At 62.4% G+C, this 18,436-nt stretch carries 17 protein-coding genes and 1 tRNA gene; 9 read left to right on the top strand and 9 right to left on the bottom strand.

The window, feature by feature from the left end:
• Nucleotides 1-2: 2 nt before the first annotated feature.
• The 8 genes from yihA to rpmH form a co-directional block, all read right to left on the bottom strand.
• Nucleotides 3-650 (bottom strand): ribosome biogenesis GTP-binding protein YihA/YsxC, encoded by a 648-nt coding sequence (gene yihA / locus ETW24_RS17180; RefSeq protein WP_129372185.1) that lies wholly within the window; start codon nucleotides 648-650, stop codon nucleotides 3-5.
• Nucleotides 650-1,402, bottom strand: a complete 753-nt coding sequence (locus ETW24_RS17175; RefSeq protein WP_129372184.1) for an MOSC domain-containing protein — start codon at nucleotides 1,400-1,402, stop codon at nucleotides 650-652. The genes yihA and ETW24_RS17175 overlap by 1 nt, the downstream gene beginning before the upstream one ends.
• Entirely contained in the window at nucleotides 1,402-3,204 is a 1,803-nt protein-coding gene (gene yidC, locus ETW24_RS17170) for a membrane protein insertase YidC (RefSeq protein ID WP_129372183.1), read from the bottom strand. Before yidC ends, ETW24_RS17175 begins: the two co-directional genes overlap by 1 nt.
• A 133-nt stretch (nucleotides 3,205-3,337) precedes the next feature.
• Nucleotides 3,338-4,885, bottom strand: a complete 1,548-nt coding sequence (locus ETW24_RS17165; protein ID WP_129372182.1) for a putative bifunctional diguanylate cyclase/phosphodiesterase — start codon at nucleotides 4,883-4,885, stop codon at nucleotides 3,338-3,340.
• 66 nt (nucleotides 4,886-4,951) lie between these two features.
• Nucleotides 4,952-5,839: a tRNA 2-thiocytidine(32) synthetase TtcA gene (gene ttcA / locus ETW24_RS17160; RefSeq protein ID WP_129372181.1), complete on the bottom strand. Its 888-nt coding sequence runs from the start codon at nucleotides 5,837-5,839 to the stop codon at nucleotides 4,952-4,954.
• 55 nt (nucleotides 5,840-5,894) lie between these two features.
• Nucleotides 5,895-6,125, bottom strand: coding sequence for a membrane protein insertion efficiency factor YidD (gene yidD, locus ETW24_RS17155; RefSeq protein ID WP_129372970.1), 231 nt, complete (start codon nucleotides 6,123-6,125; stop codon nucleotides 5,895-5,897).
• Between the two features lie 154 nt (nucleotides 6,126-6,279).
• Nucleotides 6,280-6,705, bottom strand: a complete 426-nt coding sequence (gene rnpA, locus ETW24_RS17150; protein ID WP_129372180.1) for a ribonuclease P protein component — start codon at nucleotides 6,703-6,705, stop codon at nucleotides 6,280-6,282.
• A 23-nt stretch (nucleotides 6,706-6,728) separates the two neighbouring features.
• Nucleotides 6,729-6,863 carry a 50S ribosomal protein L34 gene (gene rpmH / locus ETW24_RS17145; RefSeq protein ID WP_008554144.1) on the bottom strand — a complete coding sequence of 45 codons (135 nt, stop codon included), beginning with the start codon at nucleotides 6,861-6,863 and terminating at the stop codon, nucleotides 6,729-6,731.
• Nucleotides 6,864-7,228: 365 nt separating this feature from the next.
• Here rpmH and ETW24_RS17140 point away from each other — a divergent pair, with 365 nt between their 5' ends.
• The 4 genes from ETW24_RS17140 (at nucleotide 7,229) to ETW24_RS17125 (ending at nucleotide 11,013) form a co-directional block, all read left to right on the top strand.
• Nucleotides 7,229-8,014, top strand: coding sequence for a TVP38/TMEM64 family protein (locus ETW24_RS17140; RefSeq protein WP_129372179.1), 786 nt, complete (start codon nucleotides 7,229-7,231; stop codon nucleotides 8,012-8,014).
• Between the two features lie 2 nt (nucleotides 8,015-8,016).
• Nucleotides 8,017-9,435 (top strand): dihydrolipoyl dehydrogenase family protein, encoded by a 1,419-nt coding sequence (locus ETW24_RS17135; RefSeq protein ID WP_129372178.1) that lies wholly within the window; start codon nucleotides 8,017-8,019, stop codon nucleotides 9,433-9,435.
• 15 nt (nucleotides 9,436-9,450) lie between these two features.
• On the top strand, nucleotides 9,451-10,836 hold the full coding sequence (locus tag ETW24_RS17130; RefSeq protein ID WP_129372177.1) for a sensor histidine kinase: 1,386 nt from the start codon (nucleotides 9,451-9,453) through the stop codon (nucleotides 10,834-10,836).
• Between the two features lie 100 nt (nucleotides 10,837-10,936).
• A tRNA-Arg gene (locus ETW24_RS17125) sits at nucleotides 10,937-11,013 on the top strand.
• Between the two features lie 461 nt (nucleotides 11,014-11,474).
• Here ETW24_RS17125 and ETW24_RS17120 read toward each other — a convergent pair.
• A complete protein-coding gene (locus tag ETW24_RS17120; protein ID WP_129372176.1) occupies nucleotides 11,475-12,410 on the bottom strand; it encodes a LysR family transcriptional regulator in 936 nt (311 codons plus the stop codon).
• A gap of 116 nt (nucleotides 12,411-12,526) precedes the next feature.
• On the opposite strand from ETW24_RS17120, the gene ETW24_RS17115 reads away from it, so the two are divergent.
• The 5 genes from ETW24_RS17115 to ETW24_RS17095 all read left to right on the top strand — a co-directional run bounded on the left by ETW24_RS17115 (nucleotide 12,527) and on the right by ETW24_RS17095 (nucleotide 18,361).
• Nucleotides 12,527-13,432, top strand: a complete 906-nt coding sequence (locus ETW24_RS17115) for a dimethylarginine dimethylaminohydrolase family protein (protein ID WP_129372175.1) — start codon at nucleotides 12,527-12,529, stop codon at nucleotides 13,430-13,432.
• Nucleotides 13,429-14,670: a Zn-dependent hydrolase gene (locus tag ETW24_RS17110; protein ID WP_129372174.1), complete on the top strand. Its 1,242-nt coding sequence runs from the start codon at nucleotides 13,429-13,431 to the stop codon at nucleotides 14,668-14,670. Before ETW24_RS17115 ends, ETW24_RS17110 begins: the two co-directional genes overlap by 4 nt.
• A gap of 57 nt (nucleotides 14,671-14,727) precedes the next feature.
• A complete protein-coding gene (locus ETW24_RS17105) occupies nucleotides 14,728-15,678 on the top strand; it encodes an ABC transporter substrate-binding protein (RefSeq protein WP_129372173.1) in 951 nt (316 codons plus the stop codon).
• Between the two features lie 77 nt (nucleotides 15,679-15,755).
• Nucleotides 15,756-16,805, top strand: a complete 1,050-nt coding sequence (locus ETW24_RS17100; RefSeq protein ID WP_129372172.1) for a quaternary amine ABC transporter ATP-binding protein — start codon at nucleotides 15,756-15,758, stop codon at nucleotides 16,803-16,805.
• Nucleotides 16,802-18,361, top strand: a complete 1,560-nt coding sequence (locus ETW24_RS17095) for an ABC transporter permease (protein WP_129372171.1) — start codon at nucleotides 16,802-16,804, stop codon at nucleotides 18,359-18,361. The genes ETW24_RS17100 and ETW24_RS17095 overlap by 4 nt, the downstream gene beginning before the upstream one ends.
• Nucleotides 18,362-18,436 lie beyond the last annotated feature (75 nt).

Here is an 18,436-nt window from a genome sequence, read left to right as displayed (position 1 = left end):
GGTTACAGCCCGGCGATGATCGAGCGCAGAGTGGCGATGCCGTCGCCCTTCTCGGACGAGGTCAGGACGATCTCAGGGTAAGCGGCGGGGTGTTTGGACAAGGCGTCCTTTACCTGCTCCAGCACCTTGGCGCGGTCCGATTCCTTGACCTTGTCGGCCTTGGTCATGACGCATTGGAAGGTAACGGCAGAGCTGTCCAGCAGCTTCATGATCTCGGCGTCCACCGCCTTGATCCCGTGGCGGCTGTCAATCAGCACAAAAGCGCGGCGCAGGTTCTGGCGGCCTGACAGGTAGCGTTTCAAGAGCTTCTGCCACTGCTCCACCACTTTCAGCGGCGCGTTGGCATAGCCATAGCCGGGCAGGTCGACCAGATACAGCTCGGGGCCTTGGGTGAAGAAGTTGATTTCTTGCGTGCGGCCCGGTGTATTGGAGGCCCGCGCGATGCCCTTGGTTCCGGTCAGCGCGTTGATCAGGCTCGACTTGCCGACGTTGGAACGGCCGGCAAAGCATACCTCCAGCCGGTCGGCATCGGGCAGGCCGTTCATCGCAACCACGCCTTTCAGGAACTCGGTCTCGCCCGCAAACAGCTTGCGGCCTTTTTCGGCAGAGATGTCATCCGGCGCCTCGGCCAGGGAGAATTGCATTTGCATCACAGCACCTTTACCGCGTCGCCAAGACGGATCTCACCGCTGCGCACCACTTCGGTGTAAACAGAGAAATCCTGGTGGCCCCAGTTGTCTTTCAGGGTCTTCAGCGTATCGGCGTCGCGTTCGCCGGTTTCGGGATTGGCGGTGGTTGCCAGGCAGCGCACCGCCCGTTCACGCACCGCAAAAACAGCCTCGCCGATCTGCACCTCGCGGCCCAGCCAGTCGTTTTCGGCCCAGGCCTCATCCAGATCGAACCAGATGTTGCCGCGCCAGCGCTTGGGCGACAGGTCATGGCCGATTGCCTGTTCCACAGCCCGGTGAGAGGCCCGGTTGCACAGGGTAACCGAGGGGAAAGGGGTATCGGTCATGCCGCGGCCCGGCACCCGGATGATCCGGGCAGAGGCGGCACGGTCCGCCGGGGTCAGCGGCTTCTCCCAATCAAGGAAACGTTGCAGGTCCGCAGGATTTTCCGGGTCGAATGTCAGGTCAGGCCGCTGCGGGTGAGTCAGCGTCAGCTGGCCGCTGGCATCGTCCAGGCGGGCATTGATGGCCATCAGCCCGGGCGCCTTGGAGCCGCGGGTGAAGTTCTGGCAGGGCGCCCATTCGGAACCGTCCGCCTTGGAGACCTCATGCGCCACCGCCCAAACGCGATCGCCGGGCATGGTTTGCCCGGCGGTCAGGGTTACATTTTCCAGCGCTTCACGCCCGTGGGATTTGAGCGGGTGGCGCCAGATGTCCGTAACTTGGTGCGTCATCAGCTGTCAGCCTTCGGCTTCTTCTTGAAGCCCGACTTGATGTTGCCGAACACGTCCGGCTTGTAGCCGTGGCTGCGCATGATCAGGTACTGCTGGCTGAAGGTGATCGTGTTGTTGGCAATCCAGTAGACGACCAGGCCGGAGGCAAAGCCGCCGAGCATGAACATGAACACCCAGGGCATCCAGGCAAAGATCATCTGCTGGGTCGGGTCGGTGGGCGCCGGGTTCAGTTTCTGTTGCAGCCACATCGAGATGCCGAGCAGGATCGGCAGGATGCCGATGAAGACCAGCGCCATGATGCTTTCCGGTGCCGGGGAGGCAAAGGGCAGCAGGCCAAAGAGGTTCATGATCGAGGTCGGATCCGGCGCGCTGAGGTCCTGGAAGGGACCGAAGAAGGGCGCGTGGCGCAGTTCCAGGGTGACGAAGATCACCTTGTAGAGCGAGAAGAAGATCGGGATCTGGATCAGGATCGGCAGGCAGCCCGCGGCGGGGTTCACTTTTTCCCGCTTGTAAAGCTCCATCATCTCCTTTTGCATCTTCTGGCGGTCGTCGCCGGTGCGCTCCTTAAGCTTCTCCATCTCCGGCTGAAGCTCTTTCATCTTGGCCATCGAGGCATAAGATTTATAGGCCAGCGGGAACACCAGGATCTTGATCACCACGGTCAGGCCGATGATAGCCCAGCCCATGTTGCCGATCAGCACGTTCAGATTGTGCAAGAGCCAGAACATCGGCTTGGTCAGGAAGAAAAACCAGCCCCAGTCGATGACATCCAGGAAGCCTTGGATGCCTCCCTTTTCATAGCCGCGGATGGCTTCCCATTCCTTGGCGCCGGCAAACAGCTGGGTGGTAACTTCAGAGGACTGGCCCTCTGCCACGGTGATGGTCGGCAGCACGATGTCGGTCTGATAGATCTCGCGGCGTTCGTCGAATTTCGCGATTGAGCGGAAGGCCTGGCCCGGTTCGGGGATCAGGGTCGACATCCAGTAGTGATCGGTAAAACCGATCCAGCCGTTCTCTGCGACCTGTTTGACCTCGGCCCGGGAGCCGTCGCGCGGGTCGGGCTCAAAGTCGGCCATGTCGTCATAGTCGGTTTCGGCCAGTTCGGCGTCCGACATTCCAACCAGGCCTTCGTGCAGGATGAAGAAGTTCTTCAGGTCCGCAGGCTGGCCATGGCGGGCCAGGGTGCCGTAGGGCGCCAGGGCGACGCTGCCGCCGGAGGCATTGGCCACCGACTGGGTGACCGAGAACATGTAATCCTCATCCACCGCTATGGTGCGGGAGAAGGTCAGGCCCTTGCCGTTGTCCCAGGTCAGGGTGACGGGGCTGTCGGTGGTCAGGGCGGCGTCTGCCGGCGCGGTCCAGATGGTGTTGGCACCCGGCACATCGTCCAGCGACAGGCCCGCACCCGGCGCCCAGCCGTAGAGCGCGTAATAAGCACCTGCGTCGCCCACGGGCTTCAGCAGTTTGACGATCGGAGACCCCTGGTCCAGCGTCTCGCGGTAGTCCTTCAGCGACAGATCGTCGATCCGGCCGCCCTGCAGCGAGATGCTGCCGGCCAGGCGCGCGGTGTCGATGGCAACGCGCGGCGCATCGGGGGCTTCGGCCTCTTCCGCGGCGGTCTCGGCCACCGCGTCTGCGGAGGCGCTGGGGACCAAGGCGGTATCGCCTGCGGGCGCGGATTCGCTGACCGCGGTTTCAGGCGCCTGTTCCGGCTCTGGCGGCGGGAAAAAGGTGTACCACCCCAGGATCACCAGAAAGCTGAGTACGGTTGCGAGAATAAGATTTTTGTTCTGATCGTCCATTGGGGACTGCCACCTCGTGTAGGGAAGGACACGTGGGGTTCAACAGAGGTGGGCCGCAAAGGTCAAGCAGAATCGCGGCGCGCCGGGGCGGCATAGGGCCCTGGCGCAGCAGAAAATCAATGGAATTGAATATTCAGGGGGTCTGGCGGCCGATCGCGGGCGTGTCCTGCAATTTGGCTTCATGGGACGTGATCCAGTCCAGCGTCTGGTCGAACGGCATCGGGCGGCCGATGCCGAAGCCCTGCACATGGCCGCAGCCCAGCTGCGCCAGCAGTGCGTGTTCGCCTGCGGTTTCGACCCCTTCGGCCAGGGTTTCCAGCTCCAGCCGTTCGGCCATGGTAAGGATCGCGGAGATCAGTTTCTGCTGTTCCGGATCCTGATCCGCTTTCATCACAAAGGAGCGGTCGATCTTGATGCGGGAGATGCTGAAGCGGCGCACCGCGGCGATGGAGGCATGGCCGGTGCCGAAATCATCCAGATCGATGTGGCAGCCCATTTCGCTGAGGGCGAGGATGTTGCGGGTGATCACATCGTCGGGCTGATCGGTCATCACGGTTTCCAGGATCTCCACACACAAGCGGCTGGGCGGCAGCTCAAATCGTTCAAGCTCCCATTTGATGCGCCCTGCAAGACCGGGATTGCGCAGTTCCTGAGTGGCAAAGTTCACCCCGACACAAGGCACCTGGACGCCGGCGGCATCCCAGGCCTTGATCGCCACCAGGGAATTGTAAAGCATCACCTGGCTCAGCCGGTCCATCAGCCCGGCTTCCTCCAGTGCGGGCAGGAAAGTCGAGGGCGGGATCAGCCCCAGCACCGGGTGCGACCAGCGGGCCAGTGCCTCGAACCCGGAAACCCGGCCGGTGTCGGTGCAGATCTGCGGCTGGAACCAAGCCTGAATCTGACCGGATTCAAGGGCCGAAGCAGCCTCTTCGCGCAGGTTGGAACGGGTCCCGCCGCGCCCGGACATATCCACCGAAAAGGCGCGGATGCCGCCCGGGCCATTGCTTTGCGCCTCGGCCAGGGCAGTCACGGCGGCGCCGGTCCAGTCGGACCCGGTCTTACCCGGAGCCCGGTTGCGCTGGCAAAAGCCGATGGAGCAGGTCACGTAGATGTTGGTGCCATCCAGCGGCACAGGTTCCTCGGCGGCGGTCTGCATCCGGCCGGCCAGCTGGATGCACAATTCCAGATCCAGCTGCAGGGTCGGGGCCAGGCAGATGGCAAAGCGGCTGTCGCCGATCCGGGCAATTGTATCGTGCTGGCGCAGGACCGAGGCGATCTGCGTGCCGCAGTGCTGAACGATACGGTCGCCGGCCTCAAGCCCGTGCCGGTCCGCCATTTCTTTGTAATCGTCCAGTTCCAGGATGAAGACCGCGGAGCGCAGATCCGTTTCCGCGCATTCGTCATAGATGCGCGCGGTCTCATGCTCGAACCCGTCGCGCAGCATCATGCCGGTGACACTGTCGCGCGGCAGGCCGCCGCCGCCGCCCAGTTTGCTGAACCCGCCGGCGACGGCAATCAGCACCGGCAGGCCAAGTGCCACCGAAAGCAATGCGGTTTCGCCGCCGAGCCAATAGGTGGCCAGGGTCAGGGCAGGCAGGAAAGCGAGCACAGGTGGCCCGAAAAGTGCCGGGGCAAGGGTTTGCCGGAGCCGTGCCAGGAGACCTGATCCTGTGTTTGTCATTCTCAGACCTTTCGTCTGCAGCCAGTCGTTCCGGCATGAGACTAGGGTGCTGATCTAACCCGGGAGTTAACGCAGCTTGGGAATTTCCGGTATTTCCGGCCCGGAATCCGGGTTCTTCAGTTCCAAACCGGCAAAATCGAACAGTTTCGGATCCAGCAGGTGCGAAGGCCGGGCATTCATCAATGCGCGGAACATCACCTGGCGGCGGCCCGGGCTGTTTGATTCCCACTGATCCAGGATCTGTTTCACCTGCTGACGCTGCAGCCCGTCCTGGCTGCCGCACAGGTCGCAGGGGATGATCGGATAGTTCATGGAACGGGCGAATTTTTCGCAATCGGCCTCGGCCACATGGGCCAGCGGGCGGAACACAAAGAGGTCGCCTTCCTCGTTCACCAGTTTGGGCGGCATGGTCGCGAGCCGGCCGCCGTGAAAGAGATTCATGAAGAAGGTTTCCAGAATGTCGTCCCGGTGGTGGCCGAGCACCACGGCGGAGCAGCCCTCTTCGCGCGCGATACGGTACAGGTTGCCGCGGCGCAGGCGCGAACAGAGCGCGCAAAATGTCCGGCCCTGCGGAACCTTGTCCATCACGATGGAATAAGTGTCTTGATATTCGATCCGGTGCGGCACGCCCATCTTTTCGAGGAACTCCGGCAGCACCGTGGCCGGAAAACCGGGCTGGCCCTGATCCAGGTTGCAGGCGAGCAGGTCCACCGGCAGCAGGCCGCGCCACTTCAGCTCATAAAGAACCGCCAGCAGGGTATAGCTGTCTTTGCCGCCCGACAGGCAGACCAGCCACTTGGGCGTGCTGCCGTCCGTGCGGCGCTCCACCATGCCGTATTGGTCGATCGCCTCACGGGCATAGCGCACAATGCGCTTCCTGAGTTTCTTGAACTCGGTGGTCGAGGGGGCGCCGGCAAACAGCGGGTGGATTTCGTCCAGATCATCATCAAGCATGGGCGCGCCCTAGCTGAGGAAGTGCGTTTTGCCAAGAAAAAAAGGTGTTCCGGCTTCAGTCCTTGCCGCCGGGCACCGGGTCATAGCCATCGCCGCCGAAGGGGTGGCAGCGCCCGATCCGTCGGGCAGTGAGCCAGGAGCCCTTGATCGCGCCATGCTTTTCGAGCGCTTCCAGCGCGTAGGCCGAGCAGGTGGGCTGGTAGCGGCAGTTGAAGCCGACCCAGGGGCTGAACAGCAGCCGGTAGGCGCGCACAGGCAGGGCGAGGATATGGGCCAGCGGGGTCATGCGGGTTAGATAGGGTGAGCTGCGCCGCATGGCAATGAGGGCAGCGCCCTCCCGTGGGGAGGGTCGGGTGCTGTCCGGCCTATCGGCCGGAGAAACTGCAGCCATAGTGGCACGGACTTCCCGCGGACATGCGCGGAGCCTGGTTTTTTCTGGCTTACTGGCCGTGGATCTTTTTCAGCGCATAAATCAGGTCGCGCTTCAGTTCCTCGAACGGGCGCTGGGCGGTCTCCATCGCGCGGCCGATCAGCACGTAATCCCATCCCGGGCGGCCATGCGCGGGGAGAATCATCCGTGCGGCCTCGCGCAGCCGGCGCTTGGCGCGGTTGCGGGCGACGGCATTGCCGACCTTTTTGGAACAGGTGAACCCCATGCGGATGCCGCCATTATCCTGGCGGTTGCGGCCCTGGACCATCATGCCCTTGGTGCCCTGCTTGCGGGCAGGCGGGCGGGCACAGGCAAGGAAATCACGGCGCTTGGCCATGACCTCGATCTTTGGCGCATCAGCTGCGCAAACGGACACCGCCGGAGGCGTGTCCCCGCGGGCAGCAGTGCCGTCCTTGGGGGCCTCCGGCGGTGTCATGTCCGTCAGAACTGGAACTGAGCTTATGCGCTCAGTTCTTTCCGGCCGCGGGCGCGGCGTGCGTTCAGGATCTTGCGGCCAGCTTTGGTGGCCATGCGCGCACGGAAGCCGTGGCGGCGTTTACGAACCAGGTTCGAAGGCTGATAGGTGCGTTTCATCGCTCCGGTCTCCACATTGTATCTTCGGGCAGGGCGCGGAATCGCCTCCCGGGGGTCTATCTCGAAGCCCGGTCTTTAGGAGGGAACGGCGGGTAAGTCAAACCCTGCGAGGTGAGAAAACACCTTTTAGGGTGAGAAAACCCCTGTAAGCATGGCGGCGCGGAACCCTGGCGTGCAACATTTCTGCCAAAAACCGCACCGGAACAGCCTCCGGGCAGGGCGGATGTAACATCCGGGCAGTGATTCTGCCACAAACCTCACGAATCCGGGGGCAAGTGATCAAGCAGCCGTGAGGCAGGGCTGCCCACCCTCGCCTGCGGGCCATTTAACACGTAGCTACACTGCACTGCCACAGAGACGGACGTATGAGCGATATGAGCGAGACACCCAAGACCGATTCCGAGCCAAAGGATCAGCCTGCGGCCAAGCCGGGCATGGCCCGCCATCTGCCGTTGATTGCCGTCGCGGTGGTGGCACTGATCGGGGCGGTGACGCTGAAGGACTACCTGAGTTTTGACACGCTGCGCGACAACCGCGAGGCGCTGATGGCGTTCCGGGATCAGAATTACCTTGGTCTCGTGGCGCTGTTCATGGGGCTCTACATTGTGATCGTGCTGTTTTCGCTGCCGGGTGCGGCGGTGGCCTCGGTCACTGGCGGGTTCCTGTTCGGACTGGCGGCGGGCACCGGGGTCAACGTGATTTCGGCCACCATCGGTGCGGTGGGCATCTTTCTGGCGGCGCGCTGGGGGCTGGGCGCCGCGCTGACCGCCAGGATGGAAGCGGCAGAAGGTCGGGTGCAGATGCTGAAGCAGGCGCTGCGCGAGAACGAGGTCGAGGTGCTCTTGCTGTTGCGGCTGGTTCCGGCGGTGCCGTTTTTTGTCGCCAACCTGCTGCCCGCGCTGGTCGGTGTGAAATTCCGCAACTTCCTGTGGACCACGGCGGCGGGGATTATTCCGGGCGCCATTGTGTTTACCTGGATCGGGGTCGGGGTCGGGTCGGTGTTCGACCGCGGGGAAGAGCCGGATCTGAGCCTGTTGTGGGAGCCGCATGTGATCGGGCCTATTCTGGGCCTGTGCGTGCTGGCGGCAATGCCGATCCTGGTCAAATCCGTCCGCGGCACCCTGCGTGGCAAGAACAGCAAGGATACCTGAACATGAGCCGCATAGAATGTGATCTCCTGATTATCGGCGCCGGGTCGGGCGGGCTGTCGGCGGCGGCTGGTGCCAGCCAGATGGGGGCGTCGGTTGTGCTGCTGGAAGGCCACAAGATGGGCGGCGATTGCCTGAACTACGGCTGTGTGCCCTCCAAGGCGCTGCTGGCCAGCGGCAAGGCGGCGCACGCCCAGGCGCATACCCAAGCCTTTGGTGTGCCGGATCAGCACCCGCAGGTGGATTATGCCGCGGCCAAGGATCATGTGCAGGCGGTGATCGATACCATCGCCCCGGTCGACAGCCAGGAACGATTCGAGGGCCTTGGCGTGCGGGTGATCCGCGAGTTCGGCCGCTTTGTTTCGCCAACAGAGGTCGAAGCAGGCCCGCACCGGATCATTGCGCGGCGGGTGGTGATCGCCACGGGGTCTTCGCCGCTGGTGCCGCCGATCCCAGGGCTGGACAAAGTGCCTTACGAGACCAACGAGACCCTGTTTGAACTGCGCGAGAAGCCGGAGCATCTGTTGATCATCGGCGGCGGCCCGATCGGCATGGAGATGGCGCAGGCGCATGTGCGCCTGGGCTGCAAGGTCACTGTGATCGAAGGGCTGAAGGCGCTGGGCAAAGATGATCCGGAGGCCGCAGCGCTGGTGCTGGACAGATTGCGCGCAGAAGGCGTGGAGATCGCCGAGGGCGCCATGGTCTCGCGCATCGGCGGTCAGGCCGGCGCGGTTGAAGTGGAGACCAGGGACGGCAGCCTGTTCAGGGGCAGCCACCTGCTGATGGCGGTGGGGCGCAAGGCCAATATGGAGCGGCTGAACCTCGCTGCCGCCGGGATTGAAACCAAGGGCAACGGCATCAAGGTGGACGGCAGCCTGCTGACCACCAACAAACGCGTCTATGCCATCGGCGACGTGGCCGGCGGGCTGCAGTTCACCCATGTGGCGGGCTATCACGCAGGCATAATCATCCGCTCGGCCCTGTTCGGCCTGCCGTCCAAGGCCAAGATCAGCCATATCCCCTGGGCCACCTATACCGATCCGGAACTGGCACAGGTCGGCCTGACCGAGGCGCAGGCGCGGGATATCTACGGTGTCAAACTGGAGGTGGCACGGTTCGATTACCATCACAACGACCGTGCCATTGCCGAACGCAGGACCAAAGGCTTCATCAAGGTAATGGTTTTCAAGGGCCGTCCCGTAGGCGCCACCATCGCAGGCCATCAGGCGGGGGAATTGATCGGCCTGTGGTCGATGGCGCTGGCCAACCGTTTGAAAATGAGCCAGATTGCAGCCATGGTTGCGCCTTACCCCTCCATCAGCGAGATTAACAAACGGGTTGCCGGGGCCTATTTCACCCCGCGGCTGTTTGAGAGCGGTTTTGTGAAACGCGCTGTGCGCGTGGTGCAGCGCTGGATACCTTGAGGTAAGGGCGGCGGGATGCTCAACACGCTTTCGGGCAGATTTCTGGTCCTGACCACGGTCTTCGTGATGCTGGCCGAGATCCTGATCTTTGTGCCTTCGATTGCGCGGTTCCGCGAGGATTTTCTGGCCGACCGGTTGCAGCGGGCACAGATCGCGTCGCTGGCGCTGCTGGCTGATGACATGCTGGCGACGGAACTGGAAGCGGAGCTTTTGGAGAACGCAGGTGTCTATAACGTCGTGCTGCGCCGCGACGAGATCCGCCAGCTGATGCTGGCCTCGCCGATTCCGCAGCAGATCACCGGCACCTATGATCTGCGGATGGCCGGGGCAATGACTCTGATCCGGGATGCGGTGCTGCGGCTGTCCCGGCCGGAAAACGAGATTATCCGGGTAATCGGCGCACCGGTGCGCGATGCGGGGATATTGATCGAAGTCACCATGGAAACTGCGCCCTTACGGATGGCGATGATCGATTACGGGGTGCGGATCCTGGTTCTGTCGGCGGTGATCTCGGTTTTTACGGCGCTTTTGCTGTTTGTTGCGGTGCGGATCGTGCTGGTGAAACCGATCAAAAGCGTCGTCGGCTATATGCAGCGCTATGCGGCGGCGCCTGAGGATGCGCGCGGCATCATCCACCCGAGTTCCAGCGTGGTGGAGCTGCGCGAGGCAGAAGAGGCTCTGATGCAGCTGCAGACCGAGCTGACCCACGCGCTGAAGCAGCGCGAGCGGCTGGCCCAGTTGGGCGGCGCGGTCGCCAAGGTGAGCCATGATCTGCGCAACATCCTGACCTCGGCGCAGCTGTTCACTGACCGGATCGAGATGAGCGAGGACCCCCTGGTGCGGCGTTTGGCGCCGAAACTGGTGAACTCGATCACCCGCGCGGTCTCCCTGTGCGAGGGAACTCTGGCGTTTGGGCGCGCCGAAGAGCCGTCGCCCACCTTTGCAGTGGTCTGCCTGCATGAAATCACAGCGGATATTGCCGAAAGCGAGCTGCTGGCCGCGGACAGCACATTGATTGAGATCGTCAATGCAGTGCCCAAACCGATGATGCTGCGCGCCGATTCCGAACAGCTGTTCCGCATAGTCATGAACCTGGTGCGCAACGCCCGTCAGGCGATCACCGCCACCGGCAAGCCGGGTCAGATCAGGGTTGATGCGCGCGAGGAAGAGGACGCCTGGTACATCACCGTTGCCGACACCGGCCCCGGTTTGCCGAAAAAAGCGCAGGACAATCTGTTCACCCCGTTCCAGGGCGGTGCCCGCAAGGGCGGCACCGGGCTGGGCCTGGCCATTGCGGGCGAGCTGGCCCGCGGCCATGGCGGATCGGTCGTGCTGAAGGAGACCAGTCCGGACGGCACGGCCTTCGAGATCTGCCTGCCCAAGGGAGACGGCACGATTTGACCGTGGCAAGCAGGCTGACGGGAATATGCCGGCCGGAGGAAACTAATTTTGGGTTTTGGGGTTGCGACTCTCCAGCGCTATGATTACACCCCGCCGCAGTGGACCGATAGCTCAGCTGGATAGAGTACTTGACTACGAATCAAGGGGTCGGGGGTTCGAATCCTCCTCGGTCCGCCACTTTTTCTATTGTCGAATGCCAAGCAAAGCTGACCTTCTTGTCAGGTTTCTGACCCAAACCCAGAAAACGAACGTTCATGCGGTAGGCAGCGAAGGTGCCAAAAGAGCCCAACCTGTACCTTGGATTTCTTTGCTGCGAGCGCGCGCAGCGCGAGATTTGCCGCAGGCGCTCGGATGTCAGCGCCGCAGGGCAGCGGGAAGACCGGCCGTTCGTCGATCATGCAGAAAACTTGAGACGGCAGATTTACGGGTCGCCGGACAAAGCTGCCTTTTGCTGCGCACGCTCCAACGGCAGGATCATGCGCTTTGCGACTGCGGCTGACGGCCCCTCAAACGGGAAGTGGGGCTTCTCTGCAAAAGCGAGCTGCCAGTTTCGGTATTAAAGAGTGGACTTTCGGCTAGGTAACAAATTGACCTCCGCCGTCCGAAGGAAGTACCGCCTTGACCAAGTCTTGAGTGTCTCAACTAATTTGTGAATTTTCTTGTCTAAGTGGCCCGCAGCTTTTCTTCACAAGCTTGATGAAGGTTTTCACGACAAGGTTTGGCTCCACGCCGCGCTTGCGCACCAGCTTGATTTCGGACTTCAGGTCAAACATGCCGTCCCCCACAGAGCGCACCCGCCCTTCGCGCACCCAGATATTGGCAAAGCTTTCCGGCAGGTAGCCGATATAACGGCCGGTCAGCACCAGCATGGCAATGCCTTCGATCTGATGCGCGCTGGCGTTGGAGGGCAGCCCGCGCGAAACCGGGGCCACCAGGTCTTCGTTTAGATAGGCCCGCTTGCAGAAATTGGCCTGGGGCAGAAAACCCTCAACCTGAGCAGGGGTGTCAGCCGTGAACAGCGGATGCCCGCGGCTGCAATAAAGTCCGATCCGTTCGACCCCCAAGGTCTCATAGATCAAACCGGGCTTGTGCTTATGAAACACGCCAACCCCCAGTGCGATCAGCGCATCCTGTACCGCCATCTCAATGTCATCCGGCGCCAGGGAATGCATTTCGACCTCGACCTGCGGCGCAATCCGGGTGAATTCGCCCAAGGCACCCATGATCGGCGCCTCGTTGTTGAACACCCAGTTGTCGATCGCCGCCACCGAAAGCCGCCCCACCAGCTTGCCGCGGGTGCCGTCCACCGTCTCGCCGAACTGGTCCAGCGCTGCAAACAGCTTGTGCGAGGCGGCATAGACGATCTCGCCTTTGTCGGTCAGCCGGAACCCCTTGCGGCCGCGCTGGCACAGGCGCATGCCCAGCCGGGTTTCTAGATCGGCAATCTGCCGCGATATGGTCGACGCCGAGACATTCAAAGTGATCTGCGCCGCCGAAAACCCGCGCGCCTTCACCACCGTGCAGAACACGTAGAGCAGGTGCAAATCGGCTTTGGAAAGGGCGGGTGGCAGCATGAGCTCACCATACTTGTAAAAACGTAAAAGTTAAGTCCTTTAGTTTGTGGTTTAATAAAAACAAAACCCGGCCAATCCTGTTTGCCAAGCATGTAATGACGGGGAGGTTGAGCAGCATGGATGCAAGCACTGCAATGGCCAAGCGCTGGGGGATCAACAACGACTATGCCAAGCTGACGGATGTTCTGCTGGGCAAGCCGGAGTATTTCAAATGGGTCGAGGCCGGCCCCTTGATCGGCCGCACCTTGGCCAATGCCGATAAGACCGGCGTGCAGTTCGATCTGCAGCTGGCGATGAAGCAGCACTCGGAGATGGTATCGATCTTTGAGGGGGCGGGTGTCACCTGCCACTATCTGGACAGCGACGAGGTGCTGCACCGCAATTTCTTTGCCCGCGACAGCTCGGCCATGACGCCCTGGGGCGCGCTGATCTGCCATATGCAGCTGAAATGCCGCCGTGCGGATTACGCCACCGCGATCAAATTCTATCAGGAAAACGATATCCCGATCTGGAAGTTTGCCACCGCGGGCCATTTCGAGGGCGGCGACTTCAACATCATCGAGCCGGGCCGGGTGCTGATCGGCTATTGCGGTGAGCGCTCCGAGAAAGAAGGTTCCGAACAGGTCGCCGAGTTTGTCCGCGCCGAGGGCTGGGAGGCCGTGGTGGCCCCGATCAGCCGCGAATTTGTGCATATGGACGGGCTGATTGTTCCGCTGGCGGAGAAACTGGCAGTGGCCTGTATCGACGCAATGGAACCCTGGCTGGTGGACATCGTCAAGGGCTGGGGCATCGAGATCGTCGACGTCCCCTATGCCGAAGCCAAGAACCTGGGCGTGAACCTGGTTGCACTGGGGGAAGGCAAGGTGCTGTCGATGGCCGGCGCCAAGGATCTGAACGCCAAGATGCGCGCACTTGGGTTCGAGGTCTACGACCCCGACATGTCGATGTTCACCCTGGGCGGCGGCGGCGTCCATTGCCTGAGCCAGGCGCTCTGCCGCGAAGACGCCCCGCAAAGCGCATGAGCAGCAACCACCGCATAAACGGCGCCCGGCTGTGGCAGAGCATCATGGAGATGGCCAGGATTGATGCCCTGCCGGGCGGCGGCTGCGGCCGGCTGACGCTGTCGGACGGCGATCTGGAGGCGCGCAAACTGTTCACCCGCTGGTGCGAGGACGCAGGCTGCACCGTTACCTACGACCGGCTGGGCAACATGTTTGCCCGCCGCGAGGGCCGCGACCCGGATGCCCTGCCCATCGCCATCGGCAGCCATCTGGACACCCAGCCGAATGGCGGCAAGTTTGACGGTGTCTATGGCGTGCTGGCGGGCCTGGAGGTGGTTCGCACGCTGAACGATCTGAGGTTGGAAACCGATGCCCCGATCGAAATCGTCAATTGGACCAACGAGGAAGGCGCCCGCTTTGCGCCCGCCATGCTGTGCTCGGGCGTCTATGCCGGGCTGTTTGATCTGGAATTCGCCCTCAGCCGCGAAGACGCCGAGGGCTTGAGCTTTGGCGATGAGCTGGAGCGGATCGGCTATGCAGGCTCCGAACCCTGCGGCGCCCACCAGTTCGGCGCCTTTCTGGAAGGCCATATCGAGCAGGGCCCGGTGCTGGAAGCCAATGAAGAGGTGATAGGTGTGGTCACCGGCGGCCAGGGCCAGCGCTGGTATGATGTCACCGTCACCGGGCGTGATGCCCATTCCGGCTCCACCCCGATGCAAGGGCGCAGCGATGCGCTGGTGGCGGCGGCGCGGCTGGTTCAGGAGGTGCAGCGGATCGCCCTGGCCTATGGCCCCGACGGCGTCGGCACCGTGGGTGAGGTGCACGTCAGCCCCAATTCCCGCAACACCATCCCTGGCGAAGTGCGCTTTACCATCGACGTCCGCCATCCCGACGACGCGGTTCTAGGCGGCATGGACAACGCCATCCGCCGCGCCGCCGCCGAGGAGCAAGAGGCAAAGGTCGTGCTGGACATGATCTGGCACAACCCGCCAGTGAAGTTCGATGGTAACTGTGTCGGCGCAATCGAAGCCGCGGCCAAGAACAGCGGATTGCCCTGGCGCCGGATGGTGTCGGGCGCAGGCCATGACGCCTGCCAAGTCGCCCGCAAGGTGCCCGCCGCGATGGTTATTGTGCCCTGCCGTGACGGGCTCAGCCATAACGAAGCCGAATGGGCCGAACCTGACCACCTGGAGGCCGGTTGCAACGTGCTGTTGCAAGCCGCCCTGACCCTTTCAAGACAAATGGTCCTGGCATCCTGATCACGCGCCGGACGCACAATCAAAAACAAAGTGGTCAACCAACATGGGAGAAGAAACATGAAGACGACAAAGACTCTGGCAGCCGCCACATTGGCCGCCGCCCTCGGCAGCACTGCCATGGCGCAGGATGTAGTGATCGGGGTGCCGAACTGGGCCTCTGTCCGTGGCACCGCGCACATCCTGAAGGTAGCTCTGGAGGACAATCTGGGCCTCTCGGTGGAGCTGCAGAACGGCACAAACCCGATCATCTTCGAGGCAATGGATTCCGGCGCTATGCATGTGCACCCGGAGGTTTGGCTGCCCAATCAGCAAAACCTCCATGACACCTTTGTTTCCGGCAAGGGCACCGTGGCGTTGAACCCGAACGCGGTACTGTCCGACCAGCAGATCTGCGTCACAAAAGACACTCAGGAGCGTACCGGAATTTTGGCGCTCAGCGATCTGACCGATCCGGACATGGCCGCCAACTTTGACACAGACGGCGACGGACGCGGCGAGATGTGGATTGGCGGTGCAGGCTGGGCCTCGACCAATGTCGAAAAGATCCGCGCCAAATCCTACGGCTACGCCGAAACCATGAACCTGATGGAAATGGACGAAACCCTGGCTCTGGCCCAGGTCGACAACGCGGTGGCGCAGGGTCAGAACATCGTCTTTTACTGCTATACGCCGCACCACATGTTCTCGCTCTATGATCTGGTGCCGCTGAGCGAGCCCGCCTACGACGCCGGTGAATGGGACGTAAAACAGCCGACCGATGACCCAAACTGGCTGGAGAACTCCAAAGCGGGCACAGCTTGGGACGCAGCCAAGCTGCATGTGTTCTATGCCGTTGGTCTCTCCGACAGCCAGCCCGAAGCAGCGGAAATGCTGGGCAAGGTGAGGCTGACGACGGAGCAGGTGAACGCGGTGGTCTATGCGCTGTCGGTGGATGGCCAGGATCCGGCTGAATTCGCCCGCAAATGGGTCGATGAAAACGCCGATCTGGTGGACTCCTGGTTCCAGTAAACTGCCGGAACCCAAGGGTCACAGGCGGGCGGCAGCGCTGCCCGCCAAACGAACCGGGACATCCGGAGACTGAACTGATGACTGACAATGTGATCACGCTGGACGGCGTGTGGAAAATATTCGGCAACAATGCCGATGCCGCGATGGCGGCGATCCGTGAGCGCGGCCTGGGCAAGGCCGAAGTGCTGGCGGAATTCAACTGTGTGGTCGGCATCGCCGATGTGTCCTTTGAGGTGAAGCGCGGCGAGATCTTCTGCGTGATGGGGCTGTCGGGCTCCGGCAAATCCACCATGGTACGCCACCTGAACCGGCTGATTGAGCCTACTGCGGGCAATATCTCGGTGATGGGCCGGGATATGCTGACCCTGCCAGACGCTGCCTTGCGCGAAATGCGGGCGATGAACATCGGCATGGTGTTCCAGCATATGGCGCTGCTGCCGCACCGCACCGTGCGCGACAATGTCGGCTTTCCGCTGCAGGTGCGCGGCGAGCCGAAATCCACCCGCTGGGACGTCTCCCAGCGCTGTTTGGACAAGGTCAATCTCACCGGTTTCGAAGACCGTTTCCCGCGTGAGCTGTCAGGCGGTATGCAGCAGCGGGTCGGGCTGGCCCGGGCATTGGCGTCGGATCCCGATGTGCTTTTGATGGACGAGCCCTTTTCGGCACTCGATCCGCTTATCCGGCGCCAGTTGCAGGACCAGTTCATGAAGCTCTCGGCTGAGCTGAACAAAACCACCGTCTTCATCACCCACGATCTGGATGAGGCGATTCGGATCGGCAACCGCATCGCCATCATGAAGGACGGCCGCATCGTGCAGATCGGCACGCCGGAAGAAATCGTCACCCAGCCTGCCGACGATTACGTGCGCGACTTTGTCGAGGGCATCTCGAAACTGAAACTGGTCTTTGCCCATTCAATCATGGTGCCGATCAGCGAATACGCACCTACCCGCTCGGTGGATTTCGACGAAAGCCCGCGGGCGCATCACGGCACCGATCTGGACCAGCTGATCGATATCGCGACCTCAACAGAGAACGTGATTGTCATCACCGGCGACGATGGCGCCGACATCGGCGTCGTCGACCGCGCCACGCTGCTGAAGGGCATTCAGGGAGGCAAGGCATGAAGGATACTTCGTTTGAATCACACGGTCTCAGTGTCGAAGAGTTCGCGGTTGAAAACGGGCCGTACTATGCCCGAGAATTTGCCCGTATCCAGGGCAAGACCGGCTTTGCCTGGTCCTGGAACGCCATGGCCGCTATCTGCGGTCCGCTGTGGGGGGCTGCGCGCGGCGCCTGGGGCTTCTTTTGGATGTTCCTGGTACTGGAGCTGTTTGCCCTCGTGCAGATCGGCCGCGGCCTGTGGGGGGAGCTGGGCGCCGAACATCTGGTCCGCTATGAGCGGCTGCTCACCAACATCGCCAAACGCGAGGCCCAGGCCGCGGATCTGACCGCCGCCGGGGACGCCGCCGGCGCGGCTGCCAAGCTGAAGATTGCCGATAACCTGCGCGCCGCCGCCGACAAGGCGCTGGAGGCTGCCAATGCTGCCAACAGCACCGCAATCGCTATTCTTCTGACCGGCCTCGCGCTGATGGTTGCGATCAAGCTGGCTGAAGGTTTCTATGCCAACACCGCATATGAGGCACAGTATCTGCGCTGGCGTTCGGGTCAGAAGGCACAGTCAGGCATGAACCGCAGCGGGCTGATCTTCGGTGCCATCGGGTTGCTGGCAATCTGGCCGCTGACGCTCGTGCGCTTCACCGTCGCCAAGCCGGATGAGGCGATGGCCAGCGTCACCGGCGGGCTGCTGGGGGAACGCTTGCCGATCACCGAATTCCCGGTCGGCAGGGAATACTTCGCCGCGCTGTCCAAGAAAGGCGATGCCGGGTTCGACTGGCTGGCCAACAACTTTGGCAATGTGTTCGACGGGGTGACCGCGGGTATCCGCTGGGTTCTGGACGGGCTGGAGGTGCTGCTGATTCAGACCCCCTGGCCGGTGGTGATGTTTGTAACCGTCATCATGGCGCTGCGCTTGGCCGGGCCGCGGGTGGCGATCTTTACCGCTGCCTCACTTGCTTACCTCGCCTTCATGGGGCTGTGGGAGCTGGCAATGATCACTGTGGCGCTGATTGGTGCCGGCGCCTTTCTGTGTGTGGCAATCGGCATTCCGCTGGGCATCTGGTTCGGTAAGTCCAAACGTGCCTATGCCATCGCGGAACCGGTGCTGGACTTCATGCAGACCATGCCCGCTTTCGTCTACCTGATCCCGATCATCGCCTTCTTTGGCACCGGCAAGCCGCCGGGTGTGCTGGCAACGCTGATCTTTGCCATGCCGCCGGTGATTCGCCTGACCGCTTTGGGCATGCGCGGCGTGCCAGAGACGACCAAGGAAGCCGCCGTCGCATTCGGTTGCTCGCGCCGCCAGTTGTTGCTCAATGTCGAGCTGCCGCTGGCACTGCCTTCGATCATGACCGGCATCAATCAGACCATCCTGATGTCGCTGTCGATGGTGGTGATCGCCTCGCTGATCGGTGCCGAAGGCTTAGGCGCCCTGATCTTGGAAGCGCTGCAATACGCGGCCAAGGGCCAGGGTCTGCTGGGCGGTCTCGCCATCCTTCTCTGCGCCATGGTGATTGACCGTATCGCACAGGGCGCCTACCGCAGGAGATCCGGCGAAAACTGAACCCTCCCCCGGGCTGTCCCGGACTGCCCCGGTGCCGCAACTTTGGCATCGGGGCCCTTTTCCCTCTAACCCCGA

Origin of the sequence: Leisingera sp. NJS204 (assembly GCF_004123675.1) — a bacterium.
Classification (GTDB): Bacteria; Pseudomonadota; Alphaproteobacteria; order Rhodobacterales; family Rhodobacteraceae; genus Leisingera.
This window is presented reverse-complemented; position numbering and strand designations above follow the sequence as displayed.